Raw genomic sequence first — 24,234 nt, 5'->3', positions numbered from 1 at the left:
GCATAGACCAATGCGGGCGTCAACCCCCTCTGTCGCCAAGGGATTTGGCGTGTATATGGATCGGGATCCGGATGATCACCGTCTGATGGTGGTTACACTTCCCCCGTCAAGAGGGCGGCTGCGGACAACTGCTGGTCAACTGGTCAACCGGGGATTCCGCGTACGAGGGAGTGCGATATGAAGGCCGACGCGCCAGGGGCGGTACTCAAACGGGAGCGGGTCCGCGACTTCATCCTCGACCTCGTCGAGTCGCAGCATCCGGGGGACCCGATCCCCTCCGAGCGCGCCCTCTGCGCCCAACTCGGCGTGTCCCGGCCGACCTTGCGCGCGGCGGTCGACGAACTTGTCGCCGCGGGGCTGCTGGTGCGGGAGCACGGGCGCGGCATGTTCGTGGCGCCCGAGAAGATCACCCAGGAACTCGTCTCCGCCGAGCAGACCATGACGGCACCGCAGGCCTCCGGGGCCTGGTCGAGCCGGCTGCTGGAGTTCACCACCATCCCGGCCGGTGCCCGGGTGGGGCGCAGACTGCGCCTCTCGCCCGCCGCCGAGATCGTCTACGTGGCGCGGCTGCGGCTGGTCGACGGCGCCCCGATGGCCATCGAGCACCTGCACATCAGGGCCGATCTCGTACCCACCCTGTCCGCACCGGAGTTGGAGGCCGGCGACCTCTACGAACACCTGCGGGAACAGCACGGCGTGCATGTCCAGGAGGCGGTCCAGGCCATCGAGCCGACGGTCGTCACCAAGGCTGAGGCCGAACTCCTCGACGTCCCCGAACTCTCCCCGGCCCTGCTCTTCGAACGCCTCACCTCGGACACCACCGGGCAGCCCGTCGAGTACGTCCACTCGATCTACCGCGGCGACCGCTACCGCATCGTCTCCCGTCTCACCCTCGGCCCCTCGGTCGCGGCGCCCACGGCCCCCCTCGGCCACCACCCCGGCATCCCCCCGGGCGACTTCGCCCACCGCGACACCATCGAGTCGTCCACCCGGGGGGACATCCAGTCCGGGGCGTGAACTGCCGCCGGGAGTCAGGCAGTTCTACAGCTCCCCGGGGCGGCCGTACCGGTAGAAGAACGCGCCGCCGAGCCGGCCAGCCAGAGCGCGGGTCAGGCCTGAGCTGTCCTCCAGGAGCCGGGCGCCCGGGGTGAGGTCGCCGACGTAGAGCGGGTCGAAGCCTGCGTCGGTGATGAGCCGCGTGGTGATGTCCTTGGCGGCGGGCTCGGCGGCGTAGAGGTTGCTGGGCGTGACGCGCTGGGTGCCGACCTGGTCGTACGCCGAGGCGAAGACGGTGTTGAAGGACTTCGCGGTCGGGCCGCCGACGATCGACTTGACCTGGTGCGCGAGCGAGGGGAAGGACTCGTCGCGGTCGCCGTAGAGGTTCGTCGCGTCGATGGTCACCTGGCCGCTGAGCCCGGTGACGCCGGCGAGCGCCTCGGCGATGAGGCCGCCGGGGACGGCCGTGACCACCACGTCCGCGTCGGAGGCGTCACCGCCGTTCCGGCCCAGCGTCCTGACCTGGTGTCCGGCCTTCTCCCACAGCCGGGCCAGGCCGCCGCCGACGTGTCCTCGTCCGATCACCGTGATGTTCATGTCGGGCCCTCCGGTCTGCCGGGAGTTTCACCGTCTTCATTGACGTGTCAACAAAATACCACGCTTGTTGTCGTGTCAACCAATGGCGCCGAGGTGGGGGAGGAACGCGGCGATCATGTTCATCAGCCCGCTGATGTTGAGGTCGATCTGCTGCTGCCCGTCGTCGACCTTCAACTCCTCGATGTCGGAGATGAGTTGCACACCGGCGTTGTTGAACACCAGGTCGGCCTTGCCGAAGCGCTCGGCGACCTGATCTGATCTGCGGCGGTCTGGACGGCGTCCCGGTCGGTGACGTCGACGGCCAGGGCGAGCGCGGTGCCGTCGGCCGCCTCGATGTTCTTCACCAGGCTGTCCAGCCGTTCCTTGCGGCGGCCCAACACCACCACGGTGGCGCCGAGTTCGGCGAGACGTTCGGCGGTGACGGCACCCATGCCGCTGGAGGCGCCGGAGACGACGGCGACGCGGACGGCCGGCGGGGTACCAGTGAGCAGGGCGGAAGTGGTGTCAGGTGACGTCGTCGTGCGCGGTGGCCGCGGGCCTCTCGCGCCACGGGGCCAGGTCGTCCCGCACCTGCCGGTACTTGACCTCCAGCCGCTCCAGCGTGTCGCGGCCGAGGGAGAGGTGTGTGGGCAGCTTCTCGGTGCCAGCGACCTCGACGATCAGCGCGGCGCCGCGCACGGGGTCGCCGAGCTGGGCGTGGTTGGCCCGGTCGATCCAGTCCAGCGTCACGTGGGCCGGGGTGTCGTCGTAGTCGGCGATACGGTGCGCGGCCACCGAGAGCGAGCTGGCGTCGAGGAAGGCGGTGCGGAACACACCCGGTTCGACCACCATCGACTGGATGCCGAACGGCGCCATCTCCGCGGAGAGCGCCTCGCTGATCCCCGCGACCGCGAACTTCGAGGCGCAGTACAGGCTGACACCGGGCTCGCCCTCGAAGTCCGAGCGGGAACCGATGTGCACGAGCTTGCCCGAACCCTGCTCGCGCATTACGGGCAGGATGGCCCGGGTGACGTTGATCAGGCCGAACACATTGCGGTCGAACAGCGAGCAGGCCTCCCCGTCGGTGATCTCCTCCAGCGCGCCGAGCAGACCGCGGCCGGCACCCGCTCCGGATTCCGTACGGCGACCACGACATTGTTAGCGCCTGTCAGCGCGGCCCGGGCGATTTCCGCGCCGATTCCACGGGAGGCGCCGGTGACAAACCACGTAGTCATGGGGAAAACCTCTTTCGTTGCTTCCCTTGTGGGGGATTTCCTGTTGACACAAATGAGTCTGTCCCTCCGCCGGGGAGCTATGAAGGCAGCGGTTTTCCTGGGAGTCCCACACCCAGGAACGGGCCCAGGACCAGCAGTTGCAGTGGGAATGGGGCCTCTCGGCGGCCGACTACGCGCTTCTCGCGCCCCTGTCGGAGTCCGCCGGCGGGGTGCTGCGCGCACGGGACCTCGGCGTCGAGGTGGACTGGGAGCGCAGCCGGCTTCGATCCACTGACTCCTGACGACGTGCGCATTTTCGGCGAGATGCTGGACCGAATACTGGATGCTGTCGAGCGGAATTCCTGGTAACAGCCGACGCGGCAAAGGGCCGTGCTTTTATTGGGCGTCCTGTGCCGGATTCTGCTGGTGCGGCATCTCGGGCGCGTTGAGCGATCCGAGCAGGGCCAGGGCGTCCGCCGAGGGGGAGTCCGGCTCCGCCTGGAGGATGATCAGCTGCTGGCCCGGCGCACTGCGGATGGTGAGGGCCTCGTGCCGCAACTCCAGTTCCCCCACCACGGAATGCCGCATCCGCTTCACCTCGTACGGCGGGACCCGGGTGTACTCACGGGCCCACAGTGAGCGGAACTCGCCGCTGCGCACCGACAGTTCACCGACGAGCTCCAGGATGCGGGGATCCTCGGGCGTGCTCGCGGCGGTCTGCTGGAGGTCGGCGACCGCACGGTCCTTGGCCCGCTCCGCGTTGCGGTAGAACGTCCTCGCCGACGGGTCAAGGAACAGCATCCGTAGCACGTTGTCCTGCTGGGCGAAGTCGGCGTAGAGCGCGTCGGCCAGGGCGTTGGTGGCCAGCAGGTCCTGGGCGTGGCCGATGACGAAGGCCGGTGTCCCGGTCCAGCTCTCGATCAGCTGCCGCAGATGCGGGCGGACCCGCTCGACCCGTACGGGCCGCTTCGTACGACGTGCCGTGGGCCGTGCGAGGCGGAACAGCTCTCGCCGGTCCTCGTCCCCGAGCCGCAACGCACGCGCCATCGCCTCCAACACCCTTACGGAGGGGCTGAGTTCACGGCCCTGTTCCAGCCGGCTGTAGTAGCTCCGGCTGACTCCCGCGAGCGCCGCGACCTCGTCGCGCCGCAGTCCGGGGACCCTGCGGCGGCCGGAGCCGGGCAGCCCCGCGTCCGCGGGGCCGACGCGTTCCCTGCGGGAGCGGAGGAAGCGACCCAGTCCTTCCGCCGGGTCGGGGCGCGTGTCGTTGTCCATATCGTCGAGGCTAGGCGGAAAACACCCGGAGAAGGAGGGTCGACGGTGGGTGCGTCGCACCCAGGACCGCGGCTCCCCGGGTGACGGCCTTCTCATCGAACCCAAAACACTTAGTCTTGCCGCATGAGCAATGGGACCCCTTTGGGCGATTTCCTCCGGGCCCGCCGCGAGGCCCTCAAGCCCCAGGACGTCGGTCTGCCCGAGTACGGGCGCCGCCGGGTGCCGGGACTGCGCAGGGAGGAAGTCGCGCTGCTCGCCGGAGTCAGCTCCGACTACTACATCAGGCTGGAGCAGGGACGCGAGAGCAGCCCGTCCCCGCAGGTGCTGGAGGCCGTGGCGCAGGCGCTGAAGCTGGACGCGGAGTCCGCCGACCATCTCAACCGCCTCTGCCTCGCGCCCTCGCAGCGCCCGCACGGCCGGAGCGAGGCCGAAGTCAGCGCCCAGCTGCTGCAGTTGATGGACGGCTGGGAGCACACCCCGGCCTTCGTCCTCGGCCCCGCCCTCGACATCCTCGCGGGCAACTCCCTTGCCACGGCGCTGCACAGCGGGTTCGACGCCTTCGACAACCTCGCCCGCAATGTGTTCGTCGACCCCGCCGGGCGCGAGTTCTACCAGGAGTGGGAGCGGGCCGCGCACTCCTGCGTCGCCGAACTCAGGGCGGCCTACGGGCACGATCCCGAATCGGCCCGGATCGCCGAGGTGGTCGCCGAACTGTGCGACGCCGGCGAGGAGTTCACCGCCCTCTGGCAGCAGCACGACGTCAAGTCCAAGTCCCAGGAGGTCAAGCACCTCAAGCACCCGGACGTCGGCGACCTGCACATCGCGTTCGCCGCGTTCACCGTCAACGGCGCCCCGCACCAGCAACTCGTCGTCTACCAGGCCGAACCCGCGAGTCCCACCGCGGCGGCCTTCGAGACACTGCGGGCGCCGGCCGCCGAGCCGAAGAAGGCCCCGGCGAACGCACACCCGTGACAGAGCCGAGACCGGCCCGGCCGCACCCAGGAAAACCACGGCCTTCATACCGGCGCGCCCGCTGTCGACACTCGAACCGACGGACAGCGCGCCGGCCCCACCCCCTGGACCAGGCGCACCGGCTGATCGAACCCGGCCCCGTCGTCCTGGTGACCACCCGGCACCGGGGCGTCCCGAACGTGATGACCAACGGCTTCACCATGATGGTGCGCCACGACCCGCCCCTGATCGCGGCGACCATCGGCCCTTGGGACCACAGCTACGAGGCGCTCGTCGAGACCGTCGAGACCGTCGAGTGCGTCGTAGCCGTCCCGACGGCCGAACTGGCCGCCACCGTGGTCGACATCGGCAACTGCTCGGGCACCGCTCGTCGCGGAGTGCTTCGCCGACGACGGCCCGACCGTCGACCTCAAGGACCGCATGACCAAGCGGCAGTACCTTCTGTAGGCCATCGACGTCAGGAGACCCGACCATGCCCCGAGCAGTGAAGTTCTCCCGCTACGGCGGCCCGGAGGTGCTGGAGGTCGTCCAGGTGCCGCGCCCGAAGCCCGGCCCCGGGGAGGTGCTGGTCCGGGTGGTCGTCGCCGGGGTCAACCCCGGGGAGGCCGGCATCCGGCAGGGCGTCTTCGCGGACATGTGGCCCGCCGACTTCCCCGAGGGCCAGGGCAACGACTTCGCCGGCCTGGTCGCCGAACTCGGCCCGGGCGTCGCCGACTTCGCCGTCGGCGACGAGGTCATCGGCTATCTGCCGCGCAGAGCGCAGGCCGACTGCGTCGTCTCGCCCGCCGCACTCCTCGCCCCCAAACCCGCCGACATCGACTGGGAGGCCGCCGCACCGCTGTCGGCGGTGGGCGTGACCGCCTGGGCCGCCGTGGACGCCGTGGCACCGACCGCCGGGGACACCGTCGTCGTGTCGGGCGCGGCCGGCGGGGTCGGCTCCCTCGCCGTCCAGCTGGCCCGGCTGCGCGGCGCGCAGGTCATCGGCACCGCCGGACCGCACAACGCCGACTTCCTGGGCTCGCTCGGCGTCGTCCCCGTCGCGCACGGACCCGGCCTCGCCGACCGGCTGCGGGCCGCCGCACCCGATGGCATCGACGCCTTCGTGGACACCTTCGGGCAGGGCAACGTCGACATCGCCGTCGAGCTGGGTGTGGCCCCGCAGCGCATCAACACCCTCGCCGACGGCCGGGCCGTCGCCCGCTACGGCGTGCGCAGCCGCGCCCAGGAGGACGTCTTCACCCCTCAACTGGTCGCCGAACTCGCCGAACTGGTCTCCAAGGGACTGCTCACCGTCCACATCAGCGAGGTGTATCCGCTGGAACAGGTCCAGGAGGCCTACCGGCAGGTGCAGCGACGCCACACCCGCGGGAAGATCGTGCTCAGCCTGGTCCCGCCGGACGAACGCGCCGCCCTCGCCGACGAACTCCGCACCCCCGACGCCTGACCCCACTTCACGGAGGACCTCATGCCCGTACGTCGTATCGGTCTCGTCGTCCACCAGGGGCGGGCGACCGCCCGGGACGCGGCGCGCGACGTGCACGCGTGGAGCGAGGCACACGGCGTCCGCTGCACGGAGATCGACGTGTGGGCCAAGGACCAGCACCGTCGTGCCGGACGCGAGGAGTCCGAGGCCGCGGGCCGCCCCGACCTCGTCGTCACCCTCGGCGGCGACGGCACCTTTCTGCGCGGGGCCCGGATCGCCGTCAAGAGCGGGGCCGACGTCCTCGGCGTCGACCTCGGCAAGGTCGGCTTCCTCACCGAGGTCCCGGCCCGCGACATCGGTGACGCCCTCGACGCCGTGCACGAGGGCCGGGCCATCGTGGAGGAACGCATGACGCTGACCATGCGCGCCTCCCGGCCCCTGGACATCCCCGAGGAGATGGAGGCCCTGCTGCGCTACGGCCGCGGTCCGATGCTGCCGCCGCCGCAGGTCCGGCCCGAGACCACGGAGGGCGGCGGCTGGGGCTGCGCGCTGGACGTCATCGCCCTCAACGACGTCGTCCTGGAGAAGCTCGCCCGCGACCGGCAGGTCAGCGTCGGTGTCTACCTGGCCGGCGGGCTGCTGGCGAGCTACTCGGCCGACGCCCTGGCCGTCGCCACCCCCACCGGGTCCACGGCCTACAGCTTCGCCGCCGGCGGACCCGTCCTCTCACCCCACATGGACGCCCTCGTCTTCACGCCCATCGCCCCGCACATGACCTTCGACCGCAGCGTCGTCGCCGCCCCCGACGAGCCGGTCGGCCTCCGTGTACTGCCCCACTCCGGCCAGGCGGCCGTCAGTGTCGACGGCCAACTCCGCGGAGTCCTGGACCCCGGCGACTGGATCGGCGTCTTCCGCGCCCCGCAGCGCGTGCGCCTCGTCCGCCTGCGTCCCACCGACTTCTACGGCAGGCTGCGGGACCGGTTCCGGCTCACCGACGCCCCCGCCACCGTCCAGGACGGTCCCGCGGCCCCCTTCTTCCGCCCCGACACCCCGGTCCCGCCGGACCTCGCGGGACTGCGCCTGCCGCCGCCCACCGCCGCGCGCCGAGGGTCGTAGGGAAGGTTCCGCGTCGCGGGCTCACGCCGGCAGGCGGACGGTGAAGACCGTGCCGGCGCCGACCGTGCTGGTCACCGTCACCGTCCCGCCGTGCGCCTCCGTGAGGCGGCGGACGATGGCCAGGCCGAGGCCGCTGCCGCCGGTGCGGCGGTTGCGGGACTTCTCGGCCCGCCAGAACCGGTCGAAGACCCGTGGCAGGTCCTCGGGCGGGATACCGGTACCGGTGTCGGCGACCTCGATCGTCACCCCGTCCCCGGCCCCGCGGGCGCTCAGGGTGACGCGGCCGCCCGCGGGGGTGTGCCGTAGCGCGTTGGACACCAGGTTGCCGACCACCTGCCGCAGCCGTACGGGATCGCCCGGCAGTTCGGGATCGCCGTCGACGCGGGTGGTGAGGGAGACCCCCGCGGTGTCGGCGCGGGCCTGGTGGGCGGTGGCGACATGGTCGAGGAGATCGCGTACGCGCAGCGGTTCGGGATGGACGCGCAGCTGGCCCGCGTCCGCCTCCGCGAGGTCCTGGAGGTCGTCGACGATGTGCTGGAGCAGCAGTGCCTCTTCGAGCAGGGAGTCCACGAGGGCCTGGTCGGAGGTGGCGATGCCGTCCTGGACGGCCTCAAGCCAGCCGCGGATGGTGCTCAGCGGGGTGCGCAGTTCATGGGCGACATCGCTGACCATCGCCTTGCGCTGGCCCTCCACGCGTTCGCGGCGCTGCGAGAGGTCGTTGAAGGCGGCGGCGAGATAGCCGATCTCGTCGTTGGTCGTCACCGGCACCCGCTGATGTTCCTGCACCGGACGCCGGGCCGCCTCGGCCAGCGCGCGCAGCGGTCGCACCAGCCGGGTGCCGACGGCGACGGTGACGGCCACGGTGACCAGCAGCACCAGACCGGCGACCCCGGCGATACGGGCGGTGTTGGCGGAGGCGAAGCGGAAGCCGGGCGCGGCGGTCGAACCGGCCGGGGTGGTGACGTACAGCAGCGCGGCCGGCGCCACATAGGGGGCGAGCTGGTCGCGGCGGGCGGTGTCGACGCAGGACTGGGCGGACCGGGTGTCGCCCGTCATCCGGAGGGCGAAGTCGAGCCCGATCTTCACGGGTTCCTGGTGCTGCCGCGCCAGACACTCGTTGACCATGGTGTTGAACCGGTTGAGCGGCGCGATCTCGGACCGGACGGGAGCGGAGAGCTGGTCGACGCCGCAGCTGTACTCCTTGTCGGACCCGCTCAGCATGCCGTCCGGGAACCTGAGGGAGGTCCGGCCGCTCGGCGTCTCGACGAGGGTGCCGACGCCGTCGGGGCCTCCCATGCAGTAGCGGATCTTCTCCGCCGTGATGCGCAGGGACTTCCGCTCGGCGGCGGTCAGCCGGTACGGGCCGACGGCACGCGGGTCGATGCGGTCCGTCGCGGTGCCGGGCAGCAGGGCCGAGTCGGTGTGCAGGGGATCGACGACCGCCGACGCCCTGCTGGGCAGGGTGGCGACCGAGGCGGCCGAGGTGGCGAGCGGGCGATGGTTCTGCGTGGTCAGGGTGATCCGGCGCCCGGTGCGTTCGGCGAGCCGGCGCAGGGTGGGGGAGACGCCGCTCCAGTCCCGGTGCGTGGCGGCGTAGCCGACGAGGGTGTCGTAGATCTCCGTGTCGGAGGACAGGAGTTGGCCCTGTTCCTGCTGGATGGCGTTGCTCGTGGTGCGCGCCGCCAGCCAGGCGGTGGCCGCGACCGAACAGACGGCGATCATCACGGAGGTGGCCAGCAGGCGGACCAACAGGCTTCTGTGCAGGGGTACTTTGGCCCGGACCCGAGTTCTGGGCCGCCCTTCGCCGCCGGTCTCCGGCTCAGTGCGCACGGCTGCCGTCGACGAGCTTGTAGCCGACGCCGTACACGGTCTGCAGATAGGCGGGTTGGCGGGGGACGGCTTCTATCTTCTTGCGCAGGTTCAGGATGTGCACGTCGATGGTCCGTTCGGTGATGTAGCGGTCGAACCCCCTTGTCAGAGCGAGGAGTTGGCGGCGGCTGAAGACCCGTTCCGGTTCGACTGCCATCGCCGCGAGGATCTCGAACTCCCCGGGCGTGCACACCACTTGGCGTCCGTCGAGGTCGACGGTACGGCGGACCGGGTCTATGGCGAGAGCGCCGATCCGGATCACCGGATCGTCCACCGCGACCGAGGCCCGGGTGCGCCGCAGCAGGGTGCGGATGCGGGCCATCAGCTCGCGCGGGCTGTACGGCTTCGTCATGTAGTCGTCGGCGCCCAGGTCGAGGCCGAGCAGCAGATCCTCCTCGGTGCTGCGCGCGGTCAGCATCAGCACCGGCACCTCGCACTCCCGGCGCAGCACCCGGCACACGTCCAGACCGTCGACGAGCGGCATCATCACGTCGAGGACGAGCAGATCCGGCTGCCGGCGCCGCACCTCGTCGATCGCCGCGCGCCCGTCGTGGACGACGAGGGTGGAGTGGCCCTCGCGTTCCAGGTAGCGGCGGATCACCTCGGCCTGTTTGACGTCGTCCTCGGCCACCAGGACATATGCGTTCACGCCGCTCACCCTAAGGTCGCCGCCACGAGATCAGACAGGAGTCTGACGGCGGCCTGACCGGATCTTCATAAGCTCCGGCGACTGTGCCGCCATGTCGAAACTCACTCATCAAAGGCGCTCCGCCCTCGGCGCGGGCCTGGCCGCGGCAGCCGCGCTGTCCCTCCTGTCCGCGTGCGGCGGTGGTTCGGGCGGGGACGGCAGCAGCGCCTCGAAGGACACCGGCGTCGCCTCGATCGAGACCCCGAAGGCGAACGCCGGGGCGGCGTCCGCGAGCGCCGAGGCGGAGACGGGCCGCCCGCAGCTGCGGCTGGACTCCACCGACGAGGAGCGTGCACGGCTGTACGCGGTCTGGACCCAGTGTCTGCACGACCAGGGCGCCCCCACCGGACACAAGCCCGGCTCGACCGCGTGGTCCATCGCCGGTGACCTCGACAAGTACCCGGCCGCCACCAAGGCCTGCCTCTCGAAGAAGCCGCTCGAACCGCCGGAGGAGGATCCGGCGAAGAACCCGCACTACATGGACGACTTCCGCGTGTACATCAAGTGCCTCAACGACGGGGGCCTGAAGGTCAAGGGCCTGGCCGACGGCTCCGGCTGGAACTACGTCGGCGAGTCCACCCTGACCCAGGCCCAGCAGGACAAGCTCGACCACGACTGCGAGCTGAAGGCGTACAAGTGACGACGACCAGCGACGACGACGCCCGCCCCCGGCGCGGCAGACGCCGTCTGAAGATCGGCGCCGTGGCGCTGGCCGGCGTCACGGCGACCGCGCTCGGCGTCACCGTCTGGCAGGACGGCACCGCGAAACCGAGCACGACGGCCGCCGACTCGGCCCGGGTCGGCACCGCGACGGTGACGAGGACCGACCTCTCCAACGCCCAGACCCTCAGCGGCACCCTCGGCTACAGCAAGGCCGCCCCGGTCAAGGGCGCCAGGACCGGACTGGTCACCTGGCTGCCCGCCCCCGGAGCCACGGTCTCCAGGGGCCGCGCCCTGTACAAGGTGGACAACGTCCCCGTGCCGGTGTTCTACGGCGGCACCCCCCTCTACCGCACCCTGAACGCGCGGGGCACCACCGGGCCCGACGTCCGGGTGGTCGCCGACAACCTCAAGAAGCTCGGCTACGACATCGGGCTCCAACCGGGAGTGGGGACTTGGGTCACTCAGCACCCGGCCGCCACGGATCCCACCGACGCCGGCGCGTCCGACAAGACGGACGGCACGGCCGCCCCCTCCGCGAGTGCCGCCCCTTCTCCCACGCCCACCCCGACCGCGACCGCGGTCAAGGTGAAGGAGGGCGACGGCGTGCTCACCGCCGAGCTGATCGCCGCGATCCGGCGCTGGCAGGCCCATGTCGGGATGCCCGCCACCGGAGTGCTCGGCATCGGGGACGTGACGGTGCAGTCCGGCGAGGTGCGGGTCGGCGCGGTGCAGGCGCAGAGCGGCGACGACGCCACCGGGACCCTGATGACGGTCAGTTCCACCACCAAGAAGGTGTCCGTGCCGGTGGACGCGACCGAGGTCGGCACGATGTCCCGGGGCGACCGGGTCACCGTGACCCTGCCGGACAACTCCACCGTCAAGGGGACCATCGACGTGGTCGGCTCGACCGCCGCCACCGACAACTCCCAGGGTGACACCAGTGGTTCGGCCCCCGCGCAGCTCACGGTCACCGTCTCGCTGCCCGACACCGGAGCGGTGCGGAAGCTGACCTCCGCTCCGGTGCAGGTGGCGTTCACCTCGGAGAGCCACAAGGGCGTGCTCGCCGTACCGGTCGGCGCGCTGCTGGCGCTGAGCGAGGGCGGCTACGCCGTCCAACTGCCCGGCGGCCGGCTGCTCGCGGTGAAGACCGGCATGTTCGCCAAGGGGCTTGTCGAGATCAGCGGCGCCGGTGTCACGGCCGGGCTGAAGGTGGAGACCACCTCGTGAAGAGCCGACCGGTACTGGCCGTGATCGACGCGGGCATGGAGTACCCCGGCGGGGTGAAGGCCCTGGACGGTGTCTCGCTCGCCGTCGAGGAGGGCGAACTCCTCGCCATCGTCGGCCCGTCCGGGTCCGGCAAGTCGACGCTGCTCAACATCATGGGCACCCTGGACCGGCCGACCAGTGGCACCGTGGAGATCGGCGGCCACGACGTCGCGACCCTCTCCGACCGCAGGCTCTCCGCGCTGCGTGGACGCCAACTCGGCTTCGTGTTCCAGCAGTTCCACCTCACCGACGGACTGACCGCCGCCGAGAACGTGGCAACAGGCCTGCTCTACGCGGGAGTTCCGCGCCGGCAGCGCGCTCCGCTGGCCCGGGAGGCACTGGCCCGGGTCGGTCTCGCGCGCCGCGCCGGGCATCTGCCGAACCAGCTCTCCGGCGGCGAACGCCAACGGGTCGCCATCGCCCGCGCGTTGGTCAACCGCCCGGCCCTGGTCCTCGCGGACGAACCCACGGGAGCCCTGGACACCGCCAACGGCCGTGCCGTACTTGAGCTGTTGACCGCCCTGAACGACGAGGGCACCACCATCGCGATCATCACCCACGACCGCGACATCGCGGCGCAGCTGCCCCGCCGGGTGGAGATCCTCGACGGTCGGCTGGTCGCCGACATCCGTGGCGACGGCTCCGGCTCTGGCTCCGGCGACGGTTCCGGCGAGGACACCCAGGCCATCGACACGGCCGAACTCACCGACGACACCCTCGCCATCCGCAGGGACACCTTCACCGACATCCAGGGGGAACGCCGGTCATGACCCTCACCGCACCGAAGCCGACCGCCGCCATGGCCGTCGCCGACACCACGCCGGTACGGCTGGCTCCGCTGGACATCCTGCGCCTGGGACTGCTCGGCATCCACACCCGCCGGATGCGGGCGGCGCTGTCCGCGCTGGGCATCTCGATCGGCATCGCCACGATGATCGTGGTGACCGGGATCCCGGCGTCCAGCCAGAAGGCGCTGATGAACCAACTCTCCGCGCTGGGCACCAACATGCTCCAGGTGGTACCGATCCCCAACCAGACCCCGCCGGTCGAACTCCCGCCGCAGTCCGTGGACATGGTCCGCCGGATCGGCCCGGTCACCGTGGCCAGCGCGGTCGCCAACACTCATGCGGAGGTGTTCCGCAACGACCGCGTCGACGCCGACGACTATGCGGGTCTCGCCGTCCTGGCCAGCAGGACGAACCTGCTCAAGGCGATCAACGCCCAGGTCCAGTCCGGGCGTTACCTCAGCGCGAGCACCGAGCGGTTCCCCACGGCCGTGCTCGGCTCGGTGGCCGCCACCCGGATGGGCATCGCGAAAGTGGTCCCCGGGCGGCCCGCCCCGCAGATCTACATCGCCCACCGCTGGTTCACGGTCATCGGCGTCCTCGCGCGGACCCCGCTGTCGCCCGACATCGACCGCGCGGTCCTGGTCGGCTGGGACGCCGCGCGCACCCAACTGGGCTTCACCGGCCACCCGACCGTCATCTACGTCAAGGCCAGGGAGGACGGCATCGACGCCGTCCGCAACGTGCTCGCCCCGACCGTCTACCCCGAACTCCCCGGCATGGTGCAGGTCAGCCGCCCCTCCGACGCCCTCGCCGCGAAACGCGCCACGCAGACGACGTTCTCCGCGCTCTTCCTCGGCCTCGCCGGAGTGGCCCTCCTGGTGGGCGGGATCGGAGTGGCCAACACCATGGTCATCTCGGTCCTCGAACGCCGCAAGGAGATCGGACTGCGCCGCGCGCTGGGCGCCAACAAGGGCCAGATCCGCGGGCAGTTCCTCACCGAGTCGGTGGCGCTGTCCTGCCTCGGCGGTCTGGCGGGCACGGTCCTCGGCATCCTGGCGACCGTCGGTTACGCCGCCTACCAGGGCTGGCCGCCGGTGGTCCCGCTGCCCGCGGTGGCGGGCGGATTCGGCGGCGCCGTCCTGATCGGCATGGCCGCCGGTGTCTACCCCTCCGTCAGGGCCTCCCGCCTCACCCCGACGGAGGCCCTCGCGACCACGTGACGCTCCGCCCCCGCACGTACGGACGAGATTCACATGAGCGCCACCAGACCCTTCCCTGACGTTTGTTGCTCTTGGAACACTCGCACCGCGCGCATTTCGCCATGTTCCGGCCGGCCGCGCGTCAGGATGAGAGGTGCCTCACCCATGTCCGAAGTCAACCGGCGTCGCTTTCTCCAACTAGCGGGTGCCACCACGGCGTTCACCGCGCTGTCGAACAGCATCGAGCGTGCCGCCGCGCTCCCCGCGAACCACCGTTCCGGGAGCATCGAGGACGTCGAGCACATCGTCGTCCTGATGCAGGAGAACCGGTCGTTCGACCACTACTTCGGTTCGCTCAGAGGTGTCCGGGGCTTCGGCGACCCGCGTCCGGTCGTGACCCGGCAGGACGGCAAACCGGTCTGGTACCAGTCGGACGGCACAAAAGACATCCTCCCGTTCCGGCCCGAGGCGGACGACCTGGGCCTGCAGTTCATCCAGGACCTCCCGCACGGCTGGAACGACGGGCACGCCGCGTTCGACGGCGGCAAGTACGACAAGTGGGTGCCGTCCAAGGGCTCCACGACGATGGCGTACCTGACCCGCGAGGACATCCCGTTCCACTACGCGCTCGCCGACTCCTTCACCATCTGCGACGCCTACCACTGCTCGTTCATCGGCTCCACGGACCCCAACCGCTACTACATGTGGACGGGTTACACGGGCAACGACGGCACCGGCGGCGGCCCCGTCCTCGGCAACGACGAGGCCGGCTACAGCTGGACGACGTACCCCGAGCGCCTGGAGAAGGCCGGGGTCTCCTGGAAGATCTACCAGGACGTCGGCGACGGCCTCGACGCGGCCGGCGGCTGGGGCTGGATCCAGGACGCCTATCGCGGCAACTACGGCGACAACTCGCTGCTCTACTTCAGGCAGTTCCAGAACGCCCAGCCCGGCGACCCGCTCTACGACAAGGCCCGCACCGGCACCGACGCCACGAAGGGCGAGGGCTTCTTCGACCAGCTGAAGGCCGACGTCAAGGGCGGCAAGCTGCCGAAGATCTCCTGGGTCGTCGCGCCCGAGGCCTTCACCGAACACCCCAACTGGCCCGCGAACTACGGCGCCTGGTACGTCTCCCAGGTCCTGGACGCGCTGACCTCCGACCCGAAGGTGTGGGCGAAGACGGCCCTGTTCATCACCTACGACGAGAACGACGGCTTCTTCGACCACCTGGTCCCGCCGTTCGCGCCGGGCTCGGCGGCTCAGGGCAAGTCGACGGTGGACGTCGGCCCCGACCTCTTCAAGGGCGACGCGAGCCACCCGGCAGGCCCCTACGGCCTCGGCCAGCGGGTGCCGATGATCGTCGTCTCGCCCTGGAGCAAGGGCGGTTACGTCTGCTCGGAGACCTTCGACCACACCTCGGTGATCCGGTTCATGGAGCGCCGCTTCGGTGTCCACGAGCCCAACATCTCGCCGTGGCGGCGCGCGATCTGCGGCGACCTGACCACCGCCTTCGACTTCTCCCGCAAGGACGTCAAGCAGGTCCCGCTGCCGGACACCGACGGCTACCGGCCGCCGGACAAGAACCGCCACCCCGACTACGTTCCGACCCCGCCCGCCAACCCCGTGCTGCCGAAGCAGGAGCGCGGACTGCGCCCGGCCCGCCCGCTCAAGTACGCGTCGGTGGTGGACGGTTCGGCGGACACGACGGCCGGCAAGTTCACGCTGAGCTTCGCCTCCGGCGCCAAGGCCGGCGCCAACTTCCTGGTCACCTCCGGCAACCGCACCGACGGGCCCTGGAGTTACACCACCGAGGCCGGCAAGACCGTCTCGGACACCTGGAACTCGGCGTACTCGAACGGCTCGTACGACCTGACCGTGCACGGCCCGAACGGCTTCCTGCGTGTCTTCAAGGGCCCGGGCAGGACCGCAGGACCCGAGGTCACCGCCCGTGACTGCGGCGACGACGTCGAGCTGACCTTCACCAACAAGGGCTCCGGCACAGTGCAGTTGAGGGTCGTCAACGGCTACGGCGGGAAGACTCGGACCGTGAAGGTGCGGGCGGGCGCCACCGTCCGGCACACCTTCGACCTCGGTGCGAGCAGGCGGTGGTACGACCTGACGGTCACCTCGGACGGCGACGCGGGCTTCGTGCGGCGATTCGCCGGACATGTCGAGAACGGTCGCCCGGGGGTCAGCGATCCGGCGATCGGGCGGCTGTGAGCGCTGCCGTAGAGCCGGTTGTATTCCGGGGCACTCGCGGTAGTGTGCCCCGGTGACCACGCATTCGAACACACCTGCAGGCTGGTACCCGGATCCGCACGGAGCGCCCCGGACCCTCCGCTACTGGGACGGCGCGAAGTGGACCGAGCACACCAACGCGGACCAGCAGGGGCAGACCGCCCAGCAGGCGCCGCAGGGCGTGCCGCCGCAGGCGGCCGGGCCGGACCCGAGGGTCCATCAGCAAGTGCAGCAGCAGGCCGGGGTCGCCGGTGGCGGCCCCGGCGGCGGCAGCCTGTTCAGCGAGCCGGTGCTCGTGGTGAACCAGAAGGCCAAGCTGATCGAGCTGACCAACGAGTACAAGGTCATGGATCAGAACGGCAATCTGATCGGCACCGTGACCGAGATAGGCCAGAGCGCGCTGAAGAAGGCGCTGCGCTTCGTCTCCAGCCTCGACCAGTTCATGACGCACCGGCTGGAGATCCGGGACGCCTACGGGCAGCCGCAGTTGGTGCTGACCCGGCCCGCGAAGATCATGAAGTCCCGGGTGATCGTGTCCCGCCCGGACGGCTCGCAGGTGGGTGAGATCGTCCAGCAGAACATGATCGGGAAGATCAACTTCGGGCTGATGGTGAACGGTCAGCAGATCGGCGCGATCAAGGCGGAGAACTGGCGCGCCTGGAACTTCGCGATCGTCGACCACGCGGACAACGAGGTCGCCCGGATCACCAAGACCTGGGAAGGCCTCGCCAAGACGATGTTCACCACCGCGGACAACTACGTCCTGCAGATCCACTACCAGCTGCCCGAGCCGCTGCTGAGCCTGGTGGTGGCGACGGCCCTGACCGTCGACACCGCCCTCAAGCAGGACTCGCGGGGCCTGGGCTGACCCCGGTCACAGCGCGGTGAGATGTCCCGGCTCGGACCGTCGGTTCGGCTGCCGGGGCATCAACGCCGGTTCCAGGGAGGCCGATTCGGGCTCCAGCGCCAGCACGGCGGCCACGGGATGATCGTGGTCGCCGTACTCGTTCGGCAGCGCCACGACCGGGGTCACCCGGGTCAGCAGCACCACACCCCAGGACGCGAGTCCGGCCCCCGCCAGCGCGAGGAGGATGCCGGCCGCACCGCCCTGGAGGCGTTCGCCGAGCAGGGCCAGGCCGATTGCGGCAGCGGCCAGCGGATTCGCCAGGGTCACCACCGCGAGCGGGGCGCCGAGCCCGCCCCGGTAGGCGGTCTGCGACAGCAGCAGCCCGCCCGCCGCGAACAGCGCGACCAGCAGGGCGACTCCGACCACCTGCATGCTCAGCAGCGGGCCCGAGCGGTCCGTCGCCGCGACCGTCACGGTCTGGGTGAGCGCGGAGGCGACACCCGAGGCGACACCGGACGCCGAGGCGTGCCGTAGGCCGGGCTTCGCGCCGCGCCGGGCCAGCAGGCCGATCAGCGCGGACGTCGCGCCAGCGACCGCCAACGCCTGCGGAACGGTGAGGACTTGGTCGGGCTGGGGGCCGGACGCCGTGACCAGCAGGGCCGACAGGCCGAGCAGGGTGAGGGCGGTGCCCCGCCACTCGCTCGTGCTGACCCGCCGCCCGGCCACCCGCGCGCCCATCGGTACGGCGGCGACCAGGGTGAGCGCGCCCAGCGGCTGTACGACGGTCAGCGGACCGTACTTGAGGGCCACGACGTGCAGCAGCGCGGCCGACGCGTTCAGCACGACCGTCCACCACCAGGAACCCGTGGCGAGCAGCCGCAGCATGCCCGCGTCGGAGTTGCGGGACGCCAGCCGCTCCTGCGCCACGGCGGCGGCCGCGTAGGCGACGGCCGAGAAGAGGGAGAGGCCGACGGCGACCAAGGTGGCGTTCATCGGCCGGCTCCGACGAGAACCGGCTGCTTCTCCGGGGCGAGCCCCGGCTGACCGCGGCCTGCCGTGGTGGCCGTGCGGTGGGGCGGGTGGATCAGCGCGAGGGCGATGCCGAGCATGGCGGTGGCGACGATCGCGTCGAGCCAGTAGTGGTTCGCCGTGCCCACGATCACGACCAGCGTGACCAGCGGATGCAGCAGCCACAGCCAGCGCCAGCGCGAGCGGGTCGCGACGATGAGGCCGATCGCGACCATCAGGGCCCAGCCGAAGTGCAGCGAGGGCATCGCCGCGAACTGGTTCGAGAGGTGGTCGCTGGTCGGCGGGCCGTACACCGAGGGGCCGTAGACCTTCGCGGTGTCGACGAGGCCCGTCGCGGCCAGCATGCGCGGGGGCGCCAGCGGGAACACGAAGGGCAGGACCAGGGCGGCCGAGGTGACCGTCGCCAGGACCCGGCGGGCCCAGACGTAGTGCGCCGGGCGCCGCAGGTACAGCCAGACCAGGAAAGCGACGGTGGCCGGGAAGTGGACGGTCGCGTAGAAGGTGTTCGCGAGGTGCACGAGGGTGTCGCTGTGCAGCAGCACCGACTGCACCGAGCCCTCGTTCGGGAGACGGAGGGTCCGTTCCAGGTCCCACACGTGGCGGGCGTTGTGCAGTGCCTCGGTGGTGTGGCCCGTCGCCAGCTGGCGGCCGAACTTGTAGACGAGGAAGAGTCCTGCGACGAGCAGGAGCTCACGGACGAGCGGGGGCCGCGCTATCGCGCTGGTCCCCTTCTCTGCAGGCTCGGTGCGGGCATTCATCCCCCGGCCCCTTCGCTGACGGTGGTGCGTGTGGTGGTGCTGGCAGGGCTTGTGACCCTTCCGGCGGCCCGAACTCATCGGTACGAGTCCGTTCCGATACGCCAGTGTACCGATACGAGATGGTACCGATACGGTGGAGTACCGGTACACTGGCGTATCGATAGCGAAACGAGACACACTGGAGAGCGGACCCCGAGTCCGCGGGCCGAGCGAGGAGAAGAGCCATGACGTCGCAGGCTGAGGACGCACCGGACACGGTCGCCGCCTCGCGCCGCTCCAAGATCACGCCCGAGCGTGAGCGGGAGTTCTTCGACGCCGTGCTCGACCAGATCAGAGAATGCGGCTACGACTCCGTCAGCATGGAGGGCGTCGCCACCAGCACCCGGTGCAGCAAGTCCACGCTGTACCGGCAGTGGGGGACCAAGCCCCAGTTCGTCGCCGCGGCGCTGCGCGCCAACCGCCGGGCGCACTTCACCGGCATCGACACCGGCTCCCTCGCGGAGGACCTGCGCCAGGCCGCGCGGGCCGCGGGCGCCTGGTCGGCGAAGGACACCAAGCTCGTCGCGGCCCTCGGCCACGCCGTCACCCAGGACAGCGAACTCGCCCAGGCACTGCGCGAGGCGCTCGTCCACCCCGAGATCACCGCGCTGGAGGACATCCTGCGCCGCGGTGTGGAACGCGGCGAGATCCCAGCCGACCACCCCGCGCTGCCGTACGTCCCCGCCCAGATCTTCGGCGTCCTGCGCGCCCGCCCCGTCCTGGAGGGCTGCTACGCCGACCCCGACTACCTCGTCAGATTCGTGGAGGCCGCGGTGCTCCCCGCACTGGGTCTGTCCGGGTCGCCCTGAGAATCAGGCCGCCGTCCATGGGATGACTGGACGGTGACCTGGCCGCGCCGCACCGTGGGGACGGGGGCGGCGCGCACCCCCCGGCCGGGTGGGGTTCCTCTTGAGCGGGAGGCGCCCCACCCGGCCGACTGTGTGCCGGGGCGGAACGGGATCAGATCGTCTGGCCGTCGCCGCTGCCCGTGGCGACCTTGATGCCCGCGGTGATCTGGTCGATCAACGACTCCTTCTGGCCGACGTCGACGCCGAAGCGGACCACGACCATCTGGCCGGTGCTCGCGGGCGAGGGGAACGCCAGTGACTCGACATAGCCGTCGGCGCCCTTGCTGGTGACCGCCTTCCAGCGCACCAGGTAGCCCTTCTGCCCGGCGACGGTGACGGCCTTGGAGGCGAGCACCTGGTGCGAGGTGATGCCGCCGTAGACCTTGCCGCCGTACTGCTGCTCGGCCGCGGCGGAGATGTCCGCCTTGGCGACGGCCTCGGCCGTGCTGCCGGCGGTGCCGAGGAGCACGGCGGGGGCCGAGTACGCACCGCCCGTGGAACAGGGCTGGGACGTGTCGCCGGGGCACTTGTACGTGTCGTTCGAGCTGACCTGGGCACCGCCCTCGATGACCTGGCCGTACCAGTCGGCCGGCACCGTGAAGCTGATGCCGTCGAGCGAGTCGGTCACCGTGCCGCCGGCCTTGACCTTCGGCTGCGCGGACTGGCTGGGCGCGGGTGTCGCACCGCCCGTGCCACCGGAACCGCCCGTCCCGCCGGACCCGCCGAAGGGATTGCCCTGCCCGCCCGTGCCGCCCTGTCCCTCGGGGCCGCCCTGGCCGCCGATGCCGCCCTGGCCGTTCGGCGCCTGCTGGGTGCCGGCCTGGTTGCCGTTCCCGCTGCCGTTGCCGGACAGCGCGTAGGCGCCGACACCGATGGCCGTCAGGACCGCGACGGCCACCGCCACGGCTATGCCCGTGCGCAGATTGCGGCGCGACGCGGCCGGGGGCTGCGCGGGATACACCGGGTACGTCCCGGGGAACGGCGGCTCGGTCGGAGGACCCCATTCGGCGGCCGACCCGGCCGGGCGGGTCCGGTCCGTCCATGCCTTGCCGTCCCACCAGCGCTCGGTGGCGGGACCGTCATTCGTCTGCCCGGGATCGGGGTACCACCCGGGGGGAGTCACCTGCGTCATGTCCCTACCGTATGAGGCGTCGGTGAAAGCGGGATGAGAGGATCCGGCCGCACCTCGCGCCGATCCCCCTCCGGACAACGTACGGCGGTCCGGAACGAGTTCCGGACCGCCGCCGTACGCAGGTGCGGGGTCGCCGTCGGCCACCCGGTGCCACGCGATCGGCAGTACTTCGTCATGCCGGTGACGAGGGATCGGGCGACCAGCATGGATTCGCACGTGCCAACGTCGGTCGCCGGGCGAGCCTGTTCATGGTGTTGCGCGATTGATCGAAAGCGGCTTCATTTAGACGCCTTCTGACTGTTCGTCATGCCCGGGAACCCCGCCGTCACCCGATACGGCAACAGCTGCCCGGACCCGCCTCCGCTCCGGCAGCCGGACGGCTACGCTCGAAGCCTGTACGTCGTTCGGCCTACTCGGGGAGGAATCGGGATGACGGAGGACCGGCCCCCGGAGGCCACCTCGGCCTCCCTGTGGGAGCGCGACGAAGAGATCGCCGGTGTCGTGGAGGCGATCGACGCCCTGTGCGCGGACCAGTCGTCCTCGGGCAGTCTGCTGGTCGTCCGGGGCGAGGCGGGATTCGGCAAGACCGCGCTCCTCGCGGAGACCCGCCGCATCGCCGAGGAACGCAACTGCGTGGTCTGGCAGGCCCGCGGCGGCGAGACCCTCAAGTCCGTCCCCTTCAACGTCGTACGGCAGTTACTGCAGCCCGCCCTGCTCTCGCTGATGCCCGAGGAGGCCCGCGAGTACCTCGGCGACTGGTACGACATCGCGGGACCCGCCCTCGGCATCGCCGAACCCGGCGAGCGACGGGCCGACCCGCAGGGCGTGTGCGACGGCCTGGTAGCCGCCGTACGCAGACTCGCCAAACGCGAGTGGCCCCTCGTCCTGCTGATCGACGACGCCCACTGGGCCGACCAGGAGACCCTGCGCTGGCTCTCCGCGTTCGCCGAGCGCCTCGACGACCTGTCCGTCCTCGTCGTGGTCGCCCGCAGGCCCGGCGAGGTCACCGGCGAACGCGGCCGGTACCTGGACGCGATCGCCGATCTCACCGGCCGCCCCATCACCCACCTGAGTGTCCTGACCCCGGACGCGACCGCCGGCCTCACCCGCGCCACCATCGGCCCGCACGCCGACGACCCGTTCTGCCGCGAGGTGTGGGCGGTCACCGGCGGCAACCCCTACTACACCGTCGAACTCCTCGCCAAGGTCCAGGACAGCCAACTCCAGCCGGTCGAGGCCTCGGCCGCCGAACTGCGCGCCCTGAACGCCTCCTCACGCGGTGACGGACTCGTCGCCCGCCTCGACGGACTCGGCACCGAGGCCACCCGCTTCGCCTGGGCCGCCGCCATCCTCGGCACCGGCATCTCCGCGAAACTGGTCGCCCGCCTCGCCACCATCACCGGCGACGAGGCGGACCGCTGCGCCGAACTCCTGCGCAGCGCCCGCATCCTCACCGCCCCCGACCCCGCCGCCTCCCAAGCCGACGCCGGCGAGCTGGAGTTCGTCCACCCGTTGATCGCCAGCGCCGTCTACGACTCCATCCCGGGCGGCTGGCGTACGGCCATGCACGGCATCGCCGCCCAGGTCGTCACCGACTCCGGCCGCGGCGCCGCGGCCGCCTCCCGGCACCTCCTCCAAGTGCACCCGGAGGAGGACCAGGAACTCGTCGAGCAACTGCGCGAGGCCGCCAGGGAACACCTCTCCATCGGCGCCCCCGACGCGGCCCGCCGCTGTCTGGAACGCGCCCTGGTGGAACCGCCGCTCGCCGAGACCCACGCGAGCGTGCTCTACGAACTGGGCTGCGCCACCCTGCTCACCGCACCCGCCGTCACCATCGGCCACATCCAGAGCGCCCTGGCCATGCCGGGCCTCGACGGCCACGCGCGCGTGGACGCCGTCTTCCGGCTGTCCCAGGCACTGACCCACAACGACCAGCTGGAGGAGGCCGTCCGCACCGTCGAGGCGGAGGCCGCCCGGCACGAACCGGGCGCCGCCAGGATGCGGTTGCAGGCCGTGCAGTACATGTGGGAAGGCATCCACGCGGGCGAGGGCACCTCCCCTGGACGCTCCGACCGGCTCGCCGAACTCGCCGCGACCTGCACCGGCCGCGACAACTCCGAGCGGGCCCTGCTGATCCTGCGCGGCTTCGACGCCATGACCCACGGCGAGAACGCCGAGGAGGTCGTCGAGGTCTGCGACCGCGCCCTCGTCAACGGACGGCTCGCCCCCGGCCTCGGCTGGACCGACACCGAATGGGGCCTGGAGATCCTCATGATGCTGGCCAGCGCGTACGCCTACACGGACCGCCTGGACCGCGCGGAGAGCCTCTACAACGAAGCGCTGCGCGCCTACGAGACGGCGGGCTGGAGCGGCGGCCACCTCTCGCTGGCGCACGCCTATCTGGGCCTCGGCCTCCGCAGGCGCGGCCGGCTCCGGGAGGCGGAGATCTCGCTGCGCGAGTCCCTGCGGCTGGCCGAGCGGGTCGGCCGCGGACTGCCCCTGTACTGGTCGGCGACCTGCAACCTGGTCGACACGCTGCTCGCCCGCGGCCATGTCGAACAGGCCTGGGCGATCGCCGAACAGTACGGCTTCACACCGCCCTACCCGTCCACCATCGTGCTGCCCGACCCGCGCTGTGTGCGCGGCCGGCTGCTGATCGCCGTCGGCCGCACCAAGGACGGCATCAACGAACTGGAGCAGGCCGCGAAGGCGGCGAGCGTCCGCAGCCACCACAATCCGGTACTGGTCCCGTGGGCCATCGACCTCGCCCGGGCCCTCGCCGTCGAGGACCCGACCCGCGCCGCCCAGCTCGCCTCCGACGCCCGCCGCCGTGCCGAACGCTTCGGCACGGACACGGCCATCGGCGAGGCCCTGCGGTGCGCTGCCGCGCTGGAGACGGGTCAGCGTGCGGTACGGCTCGCCGCGCAGGCGGTCGCGTACCTGGAGTCGTCGCCCTGCCAGTACGAACACGCGGCGGCGCGGGTGGAGTACGGGATCGCCGCGCGGTCGGTGGCGGAGATCAACAGGGGTTTGACGCTGGCGCGTACGTGCGGGGCGGACGGCTTGGTGACGCAGGCGCGGGAGGTGTTGGAGACGGGGAGGGGGTTGCGGTGAGGCGTTCTTCGGCTGCGGGCCGGTGGGGGCTGGTCGCGCCCCGCGGCGGAGCCGCTGATGGATACAGCCCCGCGCCCCTAAAAGCACTGGCTGGCCCAAGTTTTTAGGCGCGCGAGGAACTGCGCGCCTTAAAACACAGGCCGGCCCAGGTCTTAAGGAGCACGCGGGAATCCGTGCTCCTTAA

Annotated in this window: 23 protein-coding genes and 1 pseudogene; 14 read left to right on the top strand and 10 right to left on the bottom strand. The window is 71.2% G+C overall.

The genetic code is table 11. From position 1 onward, the window contains the following. Positions 1-177: 177 nt before the first annotated feature. On the top strand, positions 178-1,017 hold the full coding sequence (locus tag ACIBJH_RS31945; RefSeq protein ID WP_399120369.1) for a GntR family transcriptional regulator: 840 nt from the start codon (positions 178-180) through the stop codon (positions 1,015-1,017). Positions 1,018-1,041: 24 nt separating this feature from the next. Here ACIBJH_RS31945 and ACIBJH_RS31940 read toward each other — a convergent pair whose 3' ends face one another. The 4 genes and pseudogenes from ACIBJH_RS31940 to ACIBJH_RS31925 all read right to left on the bottom strand — a co-directional run bounded on the left by ACIBJH_RS31940 (position 1,042) and on the right by ACIBJH_RS31925 (position 2,807). Continuing rightward, positions 1,042-1,593, bottom strand: a complete 552-nt coding sequence (locus ACIBJH_RS31940; protein WP_399120368.1) for an NADPH-dependent F420 reductase — start codon at positions 1,591-1,593, stop codon at positions 1,042-1,044. A gap of 75 nt (positions 1,594-1,668) precedes the next feature. Then, positions 1,669-1,794, bottom strand: a complete 126-nt coding sequence (locus ACIBJH_RS31935) for a hypothetical protein (protein WP_399120367.1) — start codon at positions 1,792-1,794, stop codon at positions 1,669-1,671. Then, positions 1,764-2,024 carry an SDR family NAD(P)-dependent oxidoreductase gene (locus tag ACIBJH_RS31930; protein ID WP_399120366.1) on the bottom strand — a complete coding sequence of 87 codons (261 nt, stop codon included), beginning with the start codon at positions 2,022-2,024 and terminating at the stop codon, positions 1,764-1,766. The genes ACIBJH_RS31935 and ACIBJH_RS31930 overlap by 31 nt, the downstream gene beginning before the upstream one ends. A 73-nt stretch (positions 2,025-2,097) precedes the next feature. Next, positions 2,098-2,807 (bottom strand): annotated as a pseudogene (locus ACIBJH_RS31925) (SDR family NAD(P)-dependent oxidoreductase). A gap of 137 nt (positions 2,808-2,944) precedes the next feature. On the opposite strand from ACIBJH_RS31925, the gene ACIBJH_RS31920 reads away from it, so the two are divergent. Continuing rightward, complete coding sequence (locus ACIBJH_RS31920) at positions 2,945-3,088, top strand: hypothetical protein (protein ID WP_399120365.1); 144 nt, start codon at positions 2,945-2,947, stop codon at positions 3,086-3,088. A gap of 94 nt (positions 3,089-3,182) precedes the next feature. On the opposite strand, the gene ACIBJH_RS31915 is transcribed toward ACIBJH_RS31920, so the two are convergent. Next, positions 3,183-4,061, bottom strand: a complete 879-nt coding sequence (locus ACIBJH_RS31915; RefSeq protein WP_399120364.1) for a helix-turn-helix transcriptional regulator — start codon at positions 4,059-4,061, stop codon at positions 3,183-3,185. A 123-nt stretch (positions 4,062-4,184) separates the two neighbouring features. Here ACIBJH_RS31915 and ACIBJH_RS31910 point away from each other — a divergent pair, with 123 nt between their 5' ends. From ACIBJH_RS31910 to ACIBJH_RS31895, 4 genes are all read left to right on the top strand, one after another. Then, on the top strand, positions 4,185-5,033 hold the full coding sequence (locus ACIBJH_RS31910) for a helix-turn-helix transcriptional regulator (RefSeq protein WP_399120363.1): 849 nt from the start codon (positions 4,185-4,187) through the stop codon (positions 5,031-5,033). 149 nt (positions 5,034-5,182) lie between these two features. After that, on the top strand, positions 5,183-5,521 hold the full coding sequence (locus ACIBJH_RS31905; protein WP_399120362.1) for a flavin reductase: 339 nt from the start codon (positions 5,183-5,185) through the stop codon (positions 5,519-5,521). Next, on the top strand, positions 5,506-6,477 hold the full coding sequence (locus tag ACIBJH_RS31900) for an NADP-dependent oxidoreductase (RefSeq protein WP_399120361.1): 972 nt from the start codon (positions 5,506-5,508) through the stop codon (positions 6,475-6,477). The genes ACIBJH_RS31905 and ACIBJH_RS31900 overlap by 16 nt, the downstream gene beginning before the upstream one ends. Before the next feature lie 21 nt (positions 6,478-6,498). Beyond that, positions 6,499-7,572 carry an NAD(+)/NADH kinase gene (locus tag ACIBJH_RS31895; RefSeq protein WP_399120360.1) on the top strand — a complete coding sequence of 358 codons (1,074 nt, stop codon included), beginning with the start codon at positions 6,499-6,501 and terminating at the stop codon, positions 7,570-7,572. Positions 7,573-7,593: 21 nt separating this feature from the next. On the opposite strand, the gene ACIBJH_RS31890 is transcribed toward ACIBJH_RS31895, so the two are convergent. After that, positions 7,594-9,321 (bottom strand): sensor histidine kinase, encoded by a 1,728-nt coding sequence (locus tag ACIBJH_RS31890; RefSeq protein ID WP_399120359.1) that lies wholly within the window; start codon positions 9,319-9,321, stop codon positions 7,594-7,596. A 70-nt stretch (positions 9,322-9,391) separates the two neighbouring features. Continuing rightward, positions 9,392-10,090 (bottom strand): response regulator transcription factor, encoded by a 699-nt coding sequence (locus ACIBJH_RS31885; RefSeq protein WP_399120358.1) that lies wholly within the window; start codon positions 10,088-10,090, stop codon positions 9,392-9,394. Positions 10,091-10,181: 91 nt separating this feature from the next. On the opposite strand from ACIBJH_RS31885, the gene ACIBJH_RS31880 reads away from it, so the two are divergent. From ACIBJH_RS31880 to ACIBJH_RS31855, 6 genes are all read left to right on the top strand, one after another. Next, the gene (locus ACIBJH_RS31880) at positions 10,182-10,769 is read left to right on the top strand and encodes a hypothetical protein (protein ID WP_399120356.1); all 588 of its coding nucleotides are present in this window, start codon (positions 10,182-10,184) and stop codon (positions 10,767-10,769) included. Then, positions 10,766-12,019 (top strand): hypothetical protein, encoded by a 1,254-nt coding sequence (locus ACIBJH_RS31875; protein WP_399120355.1) that lies wholly within the window; start codon positions 10,766-10,768, stop codon positions 12,017-12,019. Before ACIBJH_RS31880 ends, ACIBJH_RS31875 begins: the two co-directional genes overlap by 4 nt. Continuing rightward, a complete protein-coding gene (locus ACIBJH_RS31870; protein WP_399120354.1) occupies positions 12,016-12,828 on the top strand; it encodes an ABC transporter ATP-binding protein in 813 nt (270 codons plus the stop codon). The genes ACIBJH_RS31875 and ACIBJH_RS31870 overlap by 4 nt, the downstream gene beginning before the upstream one ends. Further along, positions 12,825-14,066 carry an ABC transporter permease gene (locus ACIBJH_RS31865; RefSeq protein WP_399120353.1) on the top strand — a complete coding sequence of 414 codons (1,242 nt, stop codon included), beginning with the start codon at positions 12,825-12,827 and terminating at the stop codon, positions 14,064-14,066. Before ACIBJH_RS31870 ends, ACIBJH_RS31865 begins: the two co-directional genes overlap by 4 nt. A 144-nt stretch (positions 14,067-14,210) precedes the next feature. Next, the gene (locus ACIBJH_RS31860) at positions 14,211-16,265 is read left to right on the top strand and encodes a phosphocholine-specific phospholipase C (protein ID WP_399120352.1); all 2,055 of its coding nucleotides are present in this window, start codon (positions 14,211-14,213) and stop codon (positions 16,263-16,265) included. Positions 16,266-16,317: 52 nt separating this feature from the next. Then, positions 16,318-17,151, top strand: a complete 834-nt coding sequence (locus ACIBJH_RS31855) for a phospholipid scramblase-related protein (protein WP_399120351.1) — start codon at positions 16,318-16,320, stop codon at positions 17,149-17,151. Between the two features lie 6 nt (positions 17,152-17,157). Here ACIBJH_RS31855 and ACIBJH_RS31850 read toward each other — a convergent pair whose 3' ends face one another. Both ACIBJH_RS31850 and ACIBJH_RS31845 read right to left on the bottom strand, forming a co-directional pair. After that, the gene (locus tag ACIBJH_RS31850; RefSeq protein ID WP_399120350.1) at positions 17,158-18,123 is read right to left on the bottom strand and encodes a hypothetical protein; all 966 of its coding nucleotides are present in this window, start codon (positions 18,121-18,123) and stop codon (positions 17,158-17,160) included. Then, positions 18,120-18,917, bottom strand: coding sequence for a phosphatase PAP2 family protein (locus ACIBJH_RS31845; RefSeq protein WP_399120349.1), 798 nt, complete (start codon positions 18,915-18,917; stop codon positions 18,120-18,122). The genes ACIBJH_RS31850 and ACIBJH_RS31845 overlap by 4 nt, the downstream gene beginning before the upstream one ends. A 224-nt stretch (positions 18,918-19,141) precedes the next feature. On the opposite strand from ACIBJH_RS31845, the gene ACIBJH_RS31840 reads away from it, so the two are divergent. Continuing rightward, positions 19,142-19,765, top strand: coding sequence for a TetR-like C-terminal domain-containing protein (locus tag ACIBJH_RS31840; RefSeq protein WP_399120348.1), 624 nt, complete (start codon positions 19,142-19,144; stop codon positions 19,763-19,765). 151 nt (positions 19,766-19,916) lie between these two features. Here the strand turns inward: ACIBJH_RS31840 and ACIBJH_RS31835 are convergent, their stop codons facing one another. Further along, positions 19,917-20,936 (bottom strand): DUF2510 domain-containing protein, encoded by a 1,020-nt coding sequence (locus ACIBJH_RS31835; RefSeq protein WP_399120347.1) that lies wholly within the window; start codon positions 20,934-20,936, stop codon positions 19,917-19,919. Between the two features lie 429 nt (positions 20,937-21,365). Between ACIBJH_RS31835 and ACIBJH_RS31830 the strand changes: the two genes are divergently transcribed. Beyond that, positions 21,366-24,050: an ATP-binding protein gene (locus tag ACIBJH_RS31830; RefSeq protein WP_399120346.1), complete on the top strand. Its 2,685-nt coding sequence runs from the start codon at positions 21,366-21,368 to the stop codon at positions 24,048-24,050. The last annotated feature ends 184 nt before the right edge of the window (positions 24,051-24,234 follow it).

It is taken from the genome of Streptomyces sp. NPDC050548 (assembly GCF_044457385.1).
Taxonomy (GTDB): domain Bacteria; phylum Actinomycetota; class Actinomycetes; order Streptomycetales; family Streptomycetaceae; genus Streptomyces.
This window is presented reverse-complemented; position numbering and strand designations above follow the sequence as displayed.